At 61.4% G+C, this 12,466-nt stretch carries 12 protein-coding genes; 9 read left to right on the top strand and 3 right to left on the bottom strand.

The window, feature by feature from the left end; all coding sequences use genetic code 11:
- Nucleotides 1–12 precede the first annotated feature (12 nt).
- The 9 genes from mrdA (at nucleotide 13) to HU759_RS26680 (ending at nucleotide 9,499) form a co-directional block, all read left to right on the top strand.
- Nucleotides 13–1,911 carry a penicillin-binding protein 2 gene (gene mrdA / locus HU759_RS26720; RefSeq protein ID WP_017136049.1) on the top strand — a complete coding sequence of 633 codons (1,899 nt, stop codon included), beginning with the start codon at nucleotides 13–15 and terminating at the stop codon, nucleotides 1,909–1,911.
- A 31-nt stretch (nucleotides 1,912–1,942) separates the two neighbouring features.
- Complete coding sequence (gene rodA / locus HU759_RS26715) at nucleotides 1,943–3,046, top strand: rod shape-determining protein RodA (protein ID WP_050547734.1); 1,104 nt, start codon at nucleotides 1,943–1,945, stop codon at nucleotides 3,044–3,046.
- 17 nt (nucleotides 3,047–3,063) lie between these two features.
- Nucleotides 3,064–4,074, top strand: coding sequence for a lytic murein transglycosylase B (mltB, locus tag HU759_RS26710; RefSeq protein ID WP_017136051.1), 1,011 nt, complete (start codon nucleotides 3,064–3,066; stop codon nucleotides 4,072–4,074).
- A complete protein-coding gene (locus HU759_RS26705; protein WP_170038072.1) occupies nucleotides 4,074–5,075 on the top strand; it encodes a septal ring lytic transglycosylase RlpA family protein in 1,002 nt (333 codons plus the stop codon). The genes mltB and HU759_RS26705 overlap by 1 nt, the downstream gene beginning before the upstream one ends.
- 172 nt (nucleotides 5,076–5,247) lie before the next feature.
- A complete protein-coding gene (locus HU759_RS26700; protein WP_017136053.1) occupies nucleotides 5,248–6,405 on the top strand; it encodes a D-alanyl-D-alanine carboxypeptidase family protein in 1,158 nt (385 codons plus the stop codon).
- An 85-nt stretch (nucleotides 6,406–6,490) separates the two neighbouring features.
- The gene (locus HU759_RS26695; protein WP_017136054.1) at nucleotides 6,491–6,772 is read left to right on the top strand and encodes a DUF493 domain-containing protein; all 282 of its coding nucleotides are present in this window, start codon (nucleotides 6,491–6,493) and stop codon (nucleotides 6,770–6,772) included.
- Nucleotides 6,772–7,419 carry a lipoyl(octanoyl) transferase LipB gene (lipB, locus tag HU759_RS26690; protein WP_017136055.1) on the top strand — a complete coding sequence of 216 codons (648 nt, stop codon included), beginning with the start codon at nucleotides 6,772–6,774 and terminating at the stop codon, nucleotides 7,417–7,419. The genes HU759_RS26695 and lipB overlap by 1 nt, the downstream gene beginning before the upstream one ends.
- A 26-nt stretch (nucleotides 7,420–7,445) precedes the next feature.
- On the top strand, nucleotides 7,446–8,447 hold the full coding sequence (gene lipA, locus HU759_RS26685) for a lipoyl synthase (RefSeq protein ID WP_057444888.1): 1,002 nt from the start codon (nucleotides 7,446–7,448) through the stop codon (nucleotides 8,445–8,447).
- Nucleotides 8,448–8,566: 119 nt separating this feature from the next.
- Nucleotides 8,567–9,499 carry an LD-carboxypeptidase gene (locus tag HU759_RS26680; protein WP_186617110.1) on the top strand — a complete coding sequence of 311 codons (933 nt, stop codon included), beginning with the start codon at nucleotides 8,567–8,569 and terminating at the stop codon, nucleotides 9,497–9,499.
- A 124-nt stretch (nucleotides 9,500–9,623) separates the two neighbouring features.
- Here HU759_RS26680 and HU759_RS26675 read toward each other — a convergent pair whose 3' ends face one another.
- From HU759_RS26675 to holA, 3 genes are all read right to left on the bottom strand, one after another.
- Nucleotides 9,624–10,949 (bottom strand): lytic murein transglycosylase, encoded by a 1,326-nt coding sequence (locus HU759_RS26675; RefSeq protein WP_099547590.1) that lies wholly within the window; start codon nucleotides 10,947–10,949, stop codon nucleotides 9,624–9,626.
- A gap of 61 nt (nucleotides 10,950–11,010) precedes the next feature.
- The gene (gene arfA, locus HU759_RS26670) at nucleotides 11,011–11,175 is read right to left on the bottom strand and encodes an alternative ribosome rescue factor ArfA (RefSeq protein ID WP_003176285.1); all 165 of its coding nucleotides are present in this window, start codon (nucleotides 11,173–11,175) and stop codon (nucleotides 11,011–11,013) included.
- Between the two features lie 228 nt (nucleotides 11,176–11,403).
- Complete coding sequence (holA, locus tag HU759_RS26665) at nucleotides 11,404–12,441, bottom strand: DNA polymerase III subunit delta (protein ID WP_017136058.1); 1,038 nt, start codon at nucleotides 12,439–12,441, stop codon at nucleotides 11,404–11,406.
- Nucleotides 12,442–12,466: the final 25 nt, after the last annotated feature.

Genomic DNA, 12,466 nt, shown 5'->3' with positions numbered 1-12,466 from the left:
GCGCCATTGCCGATGACCCAGCCGATCCGCATCAAGGACCACGAGAAAGACGCACGTCTGGTACGTTCGCGCGTGGTGTTTGGCGCTTTTTTGGTGGTGGGCTTGATTGCGGTGCTGATTGCGCGCCTGTATTACCTGCAGGTGATCCAGTACGACTATCACTCCACGTTGTCGGAAAACAACCGGGTGCATGTGCAGCCGATCCCGCCGACCCGCGGGCTGATTTTCGACCGCAATGGCGTGGTGGTGGCAGACAACCGGCCCAGCTTCAGCCTGAGCATGACCCGCGAGCGTTCCGGCGACTGGCAGCAGGTCCTCGACGTAATCGTCGAGGTACTGCAACTGACGCCGGAAGACCGCGTGATCTTCGAAAAACGCATGAAGCAGGGGCGTCGGCCGTTCGAGCCGGTGCCGATCCTGTTCGAGCTCAACGAAGAGCAGATCGCGCGCATTGCGGTGAACCAGTTCCGTTTGCCAGGTGTGGAAGTGGTGGCGCAGTTGGTGCGGCATTACCCGCAAGGGGCACACTTTGCGCACTCCGTCGGCTACATGGGGCGCATCAACGAGAAAGAGCTGAAAAGCCTCGATCCGGTGAATTACAGCGGCACCCACCATATTGGCAAAACCGGCATCGAGCGCTTCTACGAGCCGGAGCTGCACGGCCAGGTGGGTTACGAAGAAGTTGAGACCAACGCCCGTGGCCGCGTGCTGCGTGTGCTCAAGCGCACCGACCCGATCCCTGGCAAAGACATTGTGCTGAGCCTGGACATCAAATTGCAGGAAGCGGCGGAGATGGCCCTGGGCGGTCGTCGTGGCGCCGTCGTCGCGCTCAACCCGGCCACCGGCGAAGTGCTGGCGATGGTCAGCCAGCCGAGTTTCGACCCGAACCTGTTTGTGACCGGTATCAGCTTCAAGGCCTATGCCGAGTTGCGTGATTCCATCGACCGGCCGTTGTTCAACCGTGTGCTGCGCGGGCTGTACCCGCCGGGTTCGACCATCAAGCCGGCGGTGGCGATTGCCGGTCTGGATTCGGGTGTGGTCACGGCATCGAGCCGCGTGTACGACCCTGGCTACTACATGCTGCCCAACTACGATCACAAATACCGTAACTGGAACCGCACCGGTGACGGCTATGTCGACCTGGACACCGCAATCATGCGCTCCAACGACACCTATTTTTATGACCTGGCCCACAAGCTGGGGATTGATCGGCTGTCTGCCTATATGGGCAAGTTCGGCCTCGGTCAGAAAGTCTCCCTGGATATGTTCGAAGAATCCCCTGGCTTGATGCCGTCGCGGGAGTGGAAACGCGCGACCCGTCGTCAGGCATGGTTCCCGGGCGAAACCCTGATCCTCGGCATCGGTCAGGGCTACATGCAGGCCACACCGCTGCAACTGGCCCAGGCCACCGCGCTGGTGGCCAACAAAGGCGTGTGGAACCGCCCGCACTTGGCCAAGACCATCGAAGGCCAGAAGCCTGTGGATGAAAACCCGATTCCGGACATCGTGCTGCGCGACCCGTCCGACTGGGCCAAGGTCAACCACGGCATGCAGCAAGTGATGCACGGTGCCCGTGGCACGGCGCGCAAGGCCGCGGCGGGCGCGCAATACCGCATTGCCGGCAAAAGCGGTACGGCCCAGGTGGTCGCGATCAAGCAGGGTGAGAAATACGACCGCTCCAAGGTTCAGGAGCGTCACCGCGACCACGCCTTGTTTGTCGGCTTTGCGCCGGCCGACGACCCGAAAATCGTGGTGGCGGTGATGGTCGAGAACGGCGAGTCCGGCTCTGGCGTCGCGGCGCCTGTGGTGCGTCAGATCATGGACGCTTGGCTGTTGGCCGACGACGGCAGACTCAAATCCGAATATGGTGGCCCCCCTTCAAGCACCGAGGTTACGGCCCGTGAAGAGTAATTTTGACCGCATCCTCTCCAGTGAGGATGTGATGCGTCGGCGTGCGACGTTGCTGCAGCGCCTGCACATTGATGGCCCGTTGCTGATCCTGCTGTTGACCTTGGCGGCCGGCAGCCTGTTCGTGCTGTATTCGGCCAGCGGCAAGAACTGGGACTTACTGATCAAACAGGCGTCGTCGTTCGGCCTGGGTCTGTTGTCGATGGTGGTTATCGCCCAGCTGGAGCCACGTTTCATGGCGCGCTGGGTGCCGCTGGGGTATGTCGCCGGTGTTTTGCTGCTGGTGGTGGTGGACGTAATGGGCCACAACGCCATGGGCGCGACCCGCTGGATCAACATTCCGGGGGTGATTCGCTTCCAACCGTCGGAATTCATGAAGATCCTGATGCCGGCGACCATCGCCTGGTATTTGTCCAAGCGCACCTTGCCGCCGCAGCTCAAGCACGTGGGCATCAGCCTGATATTGATCGGCGTGCCGTTCATTTTGATTGTGCGCCAGCCCGACCTCGGCACCTCGCTGCTGATCCTGGCGGGCGGGGCGTTCGTGTTGTTCATGGGCGGCCTGCGCTGGCGCTGGATCCTCAGCGTGCTGGCGGCGGCGATCCCGGTGGCGGTGGCCATGTGGTTCTTCTTTATGCATGACTACCAGAAGCAGCGGATCCTGACCTTCCTGGATCCGGAAAGTGACCCGCTGGGCACTGGCTGGAACATTATCCAGTCCAAGGCGGCGATTGGTTCCGGCGGCGTATTTGGCAAAGGTTGGTTGCTGGGCACCCAGTCACACCTGGACTTTTTGCCCGAAAGCCACACCGACTTCATTATTGCGGTAATGGGCGAAGAGTTCGGCCTGGTAGGCATTTGCGCGCTGTTGCTGATCTATTTGCTGCTGATTGGTCGCGGCCTGGTGATTACCGCCCAGGCGCAGACGCTGTTTGGCAAATTGCTCGCCGGCAGCCTGACCATGACTTTTTTTGTTTACGTTTTCGTCAACATCGGTATGGTCAGTGGCCTGTTGCCGGTGGTTGGGGTGCCGTTGCCGTTCATTAGCTACGGCGGAACTTCGCTGGTGACATTGATGTCAGCGTTTGGGGTTTTGATGTCGATTCACACGCATCGCAAGTGGATCGCGCAGGTTTGAATAAGGTGAAGATGTCAATGCAAGTAATGCGCGGCTGGGCGACTCGGCACGCGTCCTGGATGGGCCTGATTGGGCTGCTGGGCGCGACGCAAGAGGTGCAGGCCGGTGACTACGATGGTTCACCCCAGGTCGCCGAATTTGTCGGTGAAATGACCCGCGACTACGGTTTTGCCGGTGAACAACTGATGGGCGTGTTCCGTGAAGCCCAGCGCAAGCAGGCGATCCTCGACGCGATCTCGCGTCCCGCCGAGCGCGTCAAACAGTGGAAAGACTACCGCCCGATGTTCCTCACCGACGCCCGTGTGGCGCGGGGCGTGGACTTCTGGCGCCAGCACGAAGCGGTGCTGGCCCGCGCCGAGCAGGAATACGGCGTGCCGGCACAGGTGATCGTCGCCATCATCGGCATCGAAACCTTCTACGGGCGCAACACCGGCAGTTACCGGGTGATCGACGCCTTGTCGACCCTGGGCTTCGATTACCCGCCACGTGCCGAGTTTTTCCGCAAGGAGCTGCGTGAGTTCCTGCTGCTGGCCCGTGAAGAACAGGTCGACCCGTTGACCCTCAAGGGCTCCTACGCTGGTGCGATGGGCCTGCCGCAGTTCATGCCGAGCAGTTTCCGGGCGTATGCGGTGGATTTCGACGGCGACGGCCACATCAATATCTGGAGCAACCCGGACGATGCCATCGGTAGCGTGGCCAGCTACTTCAAGCGCCATGGCTGGGTGGCTGGCGAACCGGTGGTGATCCGCGCCGATGTCACCGGCGAGCGCGCCGACGAAGGTTTGACCCAAGGTATTGAGCCGGTCAAGACCGTCGGGGAGTTGCGAGCGCTGGGCTGGTCGAGTCAGAATGCGCCACGCGATGATATGCCGGTGACGGCGTTCCGTCTCGAAGGCGCAAACGGCCCGGAATACTGGATGGGCCTGAAGAATTTTTACGCAATCACGCGTTATAACCGCAGTGTGATGTACGCCATGGCCGTGCATCAGCTGTCAGACATGCTGGTCCAAGCACGGGGCAACAAGTAATGCGGGTATCGCCGTTCCAAAAAACGCTCAAGCTGGTGGCGTTCGCCGCGTTGTCCTTGCTGGTTGTCAGTTGCTCCTCCACCACCAGCCGTGCTCCGGCGCCGAAGGGCGGCGCTGTCGTTCGCGCCCAGCCGGGCCTGGACATCAACCGCGCGCACAAAGACGGCGCGCCGTGGTGGGATGTCGACGTATCAAAGATCCCGGATGCCACGCCGACCCTGCACACCGGGCCTTATAAAGCCAACCCGTATACCGTGCTGGGCAAGAATTACTTCCCGCTGCAGGAATCCAGGACCTACTCGCAAACGGGCACGGCGTCCTGGTACGGCACCAAATTCCATGGCCAGAACACCGCCAACGGCGAAGTGTATGACCTGTACGGCATGAGCGCGGCCCACAAGACTTTGCCGCTGCCCAGCTATGTACGCGTGACCAACCTGGACAACCACCGCACGGTGATCCTGCGGGTCAACGACCGTGGGCCGTTCTATTCGGACCGGATCATCGACTTGTCCTACGCCGCCGCGAAGAAACTCGGTTATGCCGAAACTGGCACCGCGCGCGTGAAAGTCGAAGGTATCGACCCGGCGCAGTATTGGGCTCAGCGTGGCAAACCGGCGCCATTGATGCTCAACGAGCCGCAAACCCCGCAACCGCAAGTGACCGCCTCGGCGGGCAAGATCGAGCAGTGGACACCGCCACCGGCGCAGCACGCACCCGATACGGTCGTGGTGCCGCATGCAGCGCCAGGCGCATCTACAGTCGGCGGCCAGTACCTGCAGGTCGGCGCTTTCGCCAACCCGGATGCGGCAGAACTGTTAAGGTCCAAGCTCAGCGGTATGGTCAGCGCGCCAGTGTTTATCAGCTCCATCGTGCGTAACCAGCAAACTCTGCACCGTGTGCGCATGGGCCCGATTGGTTCGCCAAGTGAAGTGGCGCACGTGCAGAACAGTGTGCGCCTGGCCAACCTGGGGCAACCCAGCGTCGTCACGGCTGAATAAGTAAAAGGATTGATGGTTCAGGTTCGCCTGAACCCAGGTTGTTGGCTCGTGAACAATAAAAACCCAGGGGCAAGGGGTGAGCGGGCAACCGAACACGCGACAGTCTGGCAGCGGGCTGTCTGAATAGTTTTGCCCGCGAGGGCAAGTTTCCATAAGCAATTTCGAGAGACGGATGAACATCACCACCTTAGCCAAACGCACGTGCCTGCTACTTTCGCTGATCATTACCCCGGCCGCCTGGGCGGTGGAAATGGTGCCAGCTTCCCCGCAACTGGCCGCCAAGGCCTGGGTCCTCATGGATGCCGCCAGCGGCAACGTGCTGGTCGAGAACAACGGTGACCAGCGCCTGCCCCCGGCCAGCCTGACCAAGCTGATGACAGCCTACATCGCGACCCTGGAAATCCGTCGCGGCCAGATCGGCGAGAATGACCCGGTTACCGTCAGCGAAAACGCATGGCGCACCGGCGGTTCGCGGATGTTCATCAAGGTCGGTTCGCAGGTTACCGTCAGCGACCTGCTGCACGGCATCATCATCCAGTCCGGTAACGACGCCAGCGTGGCCCTGTCCGAGCACATCGCCGGCAGCGAAGACGCGTTCGCCGACTTGATGAACAAGACCGCCGGCGACCTGGGCATGACCAACAGCCACTTCATGAACCCGACCGGCCTGCCGAACCCGGAGCACTACTCGTCGGCTCACGACATGGCCGTGCTGGCTCGCGCGATCATCCGTGTCGACCCGGTGCACTACGCGATCTATTCCCAGAAGGAATTCTTCTGGAACAACATCAAGCAGCCTAACCGTAACCTGCTGCTGTGGCGTGACAAGACCGTCGACGGTCTGAAAACCGGCCACACCGACGAAGCCGGCTACTGCATGGTGTCGTCCGCCGTACGTGATGGCCAGCGCCTGATCGCCGTGGTATTCGGCACCAACAGCGAGCAGGCCCGTGCGGCCGAGACGCAAAAACTGCTGACTTACGGCTTCCGCTTCTTCGAAACCCAGACCTTCTACCAGAAGGGTGCCGAGCTGGCCCAAGCCCCGGTATGGAAAGGCGCGACCCACCAAGTCAAGGCCGGCCTGGCCGATGACCTGACCCTGACCATGCCTAAAGGCCAGCTGAAAAAGCTCGCGGCCAGCATGACCATGAACCCGCAATTGGTCGCTCCAATCGCCAAGGGTGATGTGATCGGTAAAGTCGAAGTGAAGCTCGATGACAAGGTGGTGCATAGCGCCGACCTGATCGCACTGGACGCCGTTGACGAAGGTGGTATCTTCCGCCGCGTGTGGGATAGCATCCGTCTATTCTTCTACGGCTTGTTCAACTGATTGTGCGCACCTGCAAAGCCCCGCGTTGATCCAGCGCGGGGCTTTGCCCGTCGCCACGGCTTAGCGCTTACGAGGCTGTTCTGCCATGACCGATAAAGAAGTAGAAGTAAAGGCGCCAAAGATCGAATTCCCCAACGTGGACTATCCCGTCAAGGTGATCAGCGATACCGGTGTAGGCAACAAAGACAAGATTCTCGAGATCGTGCGTAAACACGCGACGATCAACGACAACCGGGTGGACGAGCGTTTGAGCTCCAACGGTAAGTACACCACGATCCAGTTGCACATCGTTGCGACCGGTCAAGACCAGCTCTACGACATCAACAGTGAACTGCGGGCCACCGGCTTCGTGCACATGGTGTTGTGATGTCACAGGTTTTGGGCTTTCGCGAGCTCGGCCAGATGGCCTACGAGCCGGTCTGGCATGCCATGCAGCGCTTCACCAACGAGCGCGGCACCTCGGCTCCGGATGAAATCTGGCTGGTAGAACACCCGCCGGTCTTCACCCAGGGCCAGGCCGGCAAGGCTGAGCATCTGCTGCTGCCGGGTGATATTCCGGTGGTGCAGGTCGACCGAGGTGGCCAAGTGACTTACCATGGCCCTGGTCAGCTGGTGGCCTATTTGCTGCTGGACGTGCGCAAGCTGGGTTTTGGCGTGCGTGACCTGGTAAGCCGCATGGAGGCTTGCCTGATCGAGCTGTTGGCCAGTTACGGCGTGACTGCCGCGGCCAAGCCCGATGCACCCGGTGTATACGTGGACGGCGCGAAAATCGCCTCCCTCGGTTTGCGCATTCGCCATGGTTGTTCCTTTCATGGCCTGGCCCTGAATGTGGACATGGACCTGGCGCCGTTTCGGCGCATCAACCCGTGCGGTTACGCCGGGCTGGCGATGACTCAACTGAGCGACCACGCCACACCGATTAAATTTGCCGAGGTAAGTGCCCGGCTGCGTGCGCAGCTCGTCAAACACCTCGACTATGCTGAGCAGACGACCCTTACGGGCGGAATCGACTGATTATGACTACTGATGCAGTGCAAACCATGATCCCGACGCTGGACATCACCGAGCGTCCGGCCCCGGCCCCGCGTGCCAAGGTCGAAGCCGGCGTCAAGCTGCGCGGCGCCGAGAAGGTTGCACGCATCCCGGTGAAAATCATCCCGACCACCGAACTGCCGAAGAAGCCTGACTGGATCCGCGTGCGCATCCCGGTTTCGCCGGAAGTCGACCGTATCAAGGCCCTGCTGCGTAAACACAAACTGCACAGCGTGTGCGAAGAAGCTTCCTGCCCGAACCTGGGCGAATGCTTCTCCGGCGGCACCGCCACCTTCATGATCATGGGTGACATCTGCACCCGTCGTTGCCCGTTCTGCGACGTTGGCCACGGCCGGCCGAAGCCATTGGACGTCAACGAGCCGGAAAGCCTGGCCATCGCCATTGCCGACCTGAAACTCAAATACGTGGTCATCACCTCCGTAGACCGCGACGACCTGCGTGACGGCGGTGCCCAGCACTTTGCCGACTGCATCCGCGAGATCCGCAAGCTGTCGCCGAACGTGATGCTCGAAACCCTGGTGCCGGACTACCGTGGCCGCATGGACGTCGCGCTGGAAATCACCGCGGCCGAGCCACCGGATGTGTTCAACCACAACCTGGAAACCGTGCCACGTTTGTACAAAGCTGCGCGCCCAGGTTCGGACTACCAGTGGTCGCTGACCCTGCTGCAAAAATTCAAGCAGATGATGCCGCACATCCCGACCAAATCCGGGCTGATGCTGGGCTTGGGCGAGACCGACGAAGAAGTCATCGAAGTCATGAAGCGCATGCGCGAACACGACATCGACATGCTGACCCTGGGCCAGTACCTGCAGCCGTCGCGCAGCCACTTGCCGGTGCAGCGTTTTGTGCACCCGGACACCTTCGCCTGGTTCGCCGAGGAAGGTTACAAGATGGGCTTCAAGAACGTGGCTTCGGGCCCGCTGGTACGTTCCTCGTACCACGCCGATGAGCAAGCCAAGCTGGTCAAGGCGAGCCTGGTTTCGTAAGCGTTTCCCCTCTGTAGGAGCAGCCGAACTGCTCCTACAGAGTTTCCCTCCTTTTCTCCCTTCTGTTTGCAACCATCACTGGCTAGAGTGCCTGGGTATCCAACCACGGAGAACCATGGATGACGACTCAACTCGCGGCTGCCGTGCCTGCCCTGCGCACCGAAGGCGTAATTGGCCTGATTGCCCCCGCCGGCCCTGCCGCACTGGATGTTGAAAAAGCCGGCCAGTGGATGCGCGCCCGTGGCCATGAGCTGCGCATATTCCCCGGTGTGTATGAGCGCGATGGCTACCTGGCCGGCAGCGACGAGGTGCGTCTGCGCGATTTGCATGCGGCGTTTGCCGATCCCGAAATCGATGCCATCTTCTGCCTGCGTGGCGGCTATGGCACCCCGCGATTATTGGATCGGCTCGATTTTGACCTGATTAGAGCCAACCCCAAGCCATTTGTGGGGTACAGCGACATCACCGCGTTGCACCTGGCCATCAACCGCTACGCGGGTTTTGTGAGCTTTCACGGGCCGATGCTTAATGCCGATCTGCTCGGTGACAAGCAGCAGCCCACAGAGTCGTCGTTGTTCAGCATGTTGCGTGGGCAACTGAGCGAGTGCAGCGTGCTGGCACACCCGGTTGCTTACCCACTGACCACGATTGAGCCGGGTGTCGCCTGCGGGCGTTTGCTCGGCGGCAACCTGTCGATGATTGCCGCGGTAATGGGCACGGCGTTTGAGATCGACGCCGAAGGCATCATTCTGTTTATCGAAGACGTCAACGAGCCACTCTACCGAATTGACCGGCTGCTGACGCACTTGCGCCTGGCGGGCAAACTGGCTCAGGTGGCCGGCGTGTTGGTCGGGGATGTATCGGGGGTGGATAAGGCGGCGTTGGAGCGGCTGCTCAAGCAGACCTTCGAGCCGCTGTGCATTCCTGTATTGTCCGGCTGGCGCAGCGGGCACTGCGATCCGAACCTGACGCTGCCGATGGGCGCCTTGGTGCGGTTGGATGCGGGGGAGCAGCAGTTGGTGTTGGAGCAGGATGTAGTGTTCAAGCCCTGAGCGTCGATCGTTCCCACGCTCTGCGTGGGAATGCATCCCGTGACGCTCCGCGTCACCCCCTCAAGAGCAGACGCAGAGCGTCCAAGGCGGCATTCCCACGCGGAGCGTGGGAACGATCGTGGTCTCAGCGGCTCTGCAACGACTCCAGCAGCTTCACTGTCGCAAACCCATCCGCCGGCCAACCCAACGACTGCTGCGCCGCCCGGATCGCCTTGCGCGTGTTGGCGCCGATAATCCCGTCCGGGTTGCCCGCGTCATAGCCCTTGGCACTCAGCACCGTCTGCAAGTCGATACGCTGGGAGCGACTCAGCGGCAGCTCATCCTTGGGCCAATCGCCACGAATCACTCCGCCGCCAGCAAACCGCTCCGACAACAGGCCTACGGCCAGCGCGTAGGACGACGAGTTGTTGTACTTGAGGATCGCGCGGAAGTTATCCAGCACCAGGAACGCTGGGCCACGGTAGCCGGCCGGCAGCAGCAGGGCAGCTGACAGGTGCTCGACGTTCGGTGGCATGCTCGCGCCTGGTGGCAGCTGGATACCGAGTCTCATCCACTCGCCAACGGTCTTGCGTATGCCGCCGTCGGCCAGGGCGTAATCGAAGTTCGTCGGCAGTTGTTTCACCTCAAAGCCCCACGGCTGGCCGCGTTGCCAGCCGGAGCTTTGCAGGTAGTGCGCAGTGGAGGCCAGGGCGTCGCCCGGGCTGTTCCAGATATCGCGGCGCCCGTCGCCATCGAAATCCACGGCGTGGGTGTTGTAGGTGGTCGGGATGAACTGGGTCTGGCCCATGGCCCCGGCCCACGAACCTTTCATCTGGTCGGCAGAGATATCGCCATGCTGGATGATCTGCAGTGCCGCCAGCAGTTGCGCCTGGGCGAATGCCGGGCGGCGGCCTTCATAGGCCAGGGTCGCGAGCGAACGGATCACCGAGTTATTGCCCTGGAACTGGCCAAAGTTGCTTTCCATGCCCCACACCGAAACCAGCGCCTGGCGATCAACGCCATAACGCTCTTCGATGCGTTGCAGGATATCGGCGTATTTGATCAGCAACGCTTGGCCATTACGCACGCGTACTGGCGACAGGGCACCGTCGAGGTATTCCCACACCGGGCGGGAAAATTCCGGTTGGCTGCGATCGGCGCGAATCACCGCCATGTCGGGCGTCACGCCAGCAAAGGCGTTATCGAAGACGGCGGGTGTGATCCCCGCGCTCAGGGCTTGCGCACGAAAGCCAGCCTGCCATTCGGCAAAGGTCTGGGTCGGCTGGATATCAAGATTGTCCACGGCCAAAGGGGGGACCACGGCAGGCGCGACGGCAGGCACGGTCTGGAGCTTTGGCAGGGGTTGCGCGTCCGCGGCGGTGGGTTTCTCGGCGCAGGCGACAAGCAGAATGAGGCTGGAGGCAGCGATCAATTGGCGAAGGTGCCAACGACGGGAAAGGCTAGAGGGCATGCACAGGTCCAGGGATTACAAATCAAGTACAGACCTTATCATGCCGGAGGGGCACTTGCCTTCAGGCAGCCAGAAAGTAAGAAGCCTCCCAGCTATTAGACTGGAAGGCTTCGCGGCGGTAGCTGCCTTTGCCCTTGCCGGCGCGTTCCTGACGGCTGCGGAACAGTGGCTGGGCGATGATGGATTTGGCTTTGTTGGGGCCATGCTTGGATGGCTTTTTGCTCATGGTCGTTACTCTCTTGAGGTGGGGTCTTGAGGTGGGGTGAAGCGGTGCAAATCATCTGCCGAAGTGGCGCGGCTGTAAAGCCCGGCGACGTGTAGGCGGTTTCACCTATTCAAGTGGGCACGGTCAATGTGGGAGCTGGCTTGCCTGCGATAGCGGTCCATCAGCAAAAATGTAGTGGCTGACACACCGCTATCGCAGGCAAGCCAGCTCCCACAGGGGACAGTGGGGTTATTCGGCGGGGAGTGTCAGGCGTTGGCCAGACATCAACAGTGACAAACGGCTCAGGCTCATCCACGGCGAACCTGCCGCCTGGCCTTTGATCTGCGCGTCGATGCGTTGCGCTTCCAACAACAGCTGCGCCCAGCGTTGCGCCGAGTGGCGTTGCAGGGCTTTGCTCATCAGGGGTTTGCGCTTGTCCCACACCGGCGGCCTGGCCTGGCTGAAGCATTTGTCCAGCGGCGTGCCTTGGCTGTATTGCAGGGCAATATTGGCCAGCACTCGCAACTCTCGAGCCAGCGCCCACAGAATCACCGGCGGTTCCACACCTTCACCGCGCAAGCCTTCAAGCATGCGCAGGGCGTGGGCGGGTTCGCCATTGAGAATCGCGTCCACCAACCCGAACACATCAAAGCGCGCGCTATCAGCGACTGCGCCCTGGACGGTTTCGACGGTGATCTGCCCGTCTTCGGCCATCAGCTTGAGCTTTTCGATCTCCTGGGCGGCGGCAAGCAGGTTGCCCTCGACCCTGGCGGCGATGAGCTCGACGGCATCTTGCGTTGCCGACAGCCCTGATTGCGACAGGCGCTGACGTATCCATTGCGGCAACTGGTTGCTGTCTACTGGCCAGATCTGGATGAACTGGGTTTGCGGACCTTCTACCAGCGCCTTGCCCCACTTGGTTTTCTGCGCACTGCCATCAAGCTTGGGCAAGCTGATGAGCAGCACCGTGTCCTCAGCGGGGCGTGAGCAGTATTCCATCAACGCCGCCGCGCCCTTGTCACCCGGCTTGCCTGAAGGCAGGCGCAGTTCCAGCAGGCGTTTCTCGGCGAACAACGACATGCTCGCACCGGCTTGCAGCAGCGTGCCCCAGTCGAAACTGGCGTCGGCGCTGAACACCTGGCGTTCATCGAAGCCTTGCTGGCGTGCGGCGGTGCGAATCGCGTCGGCCGCTTCCTGGCACAGCAGCGGGTCATCACCGCTGACGATATAGACAGGCGCAAGGCCACCTTGCAGGTGCTTGGCGAGTTGGGCGGGGGCAAGTTTCATAGGCGGGGCGAACGGGGCGCCAGGG

The sequence above is a fragment of the Pseudomonas sp. OE 28.3 genome, assembly GCF_014268205.2.
Lineage (GTDB): Bacteria > Pseudomonadota > Gammaproteobacteria > Pseudomonadales > Pseudomonadaceae > Aquipseudomonas > Aquipseudomonas edaphica.
This window is presented reverse-complemented; position numbering and strand designations above follow the sequence as displayed.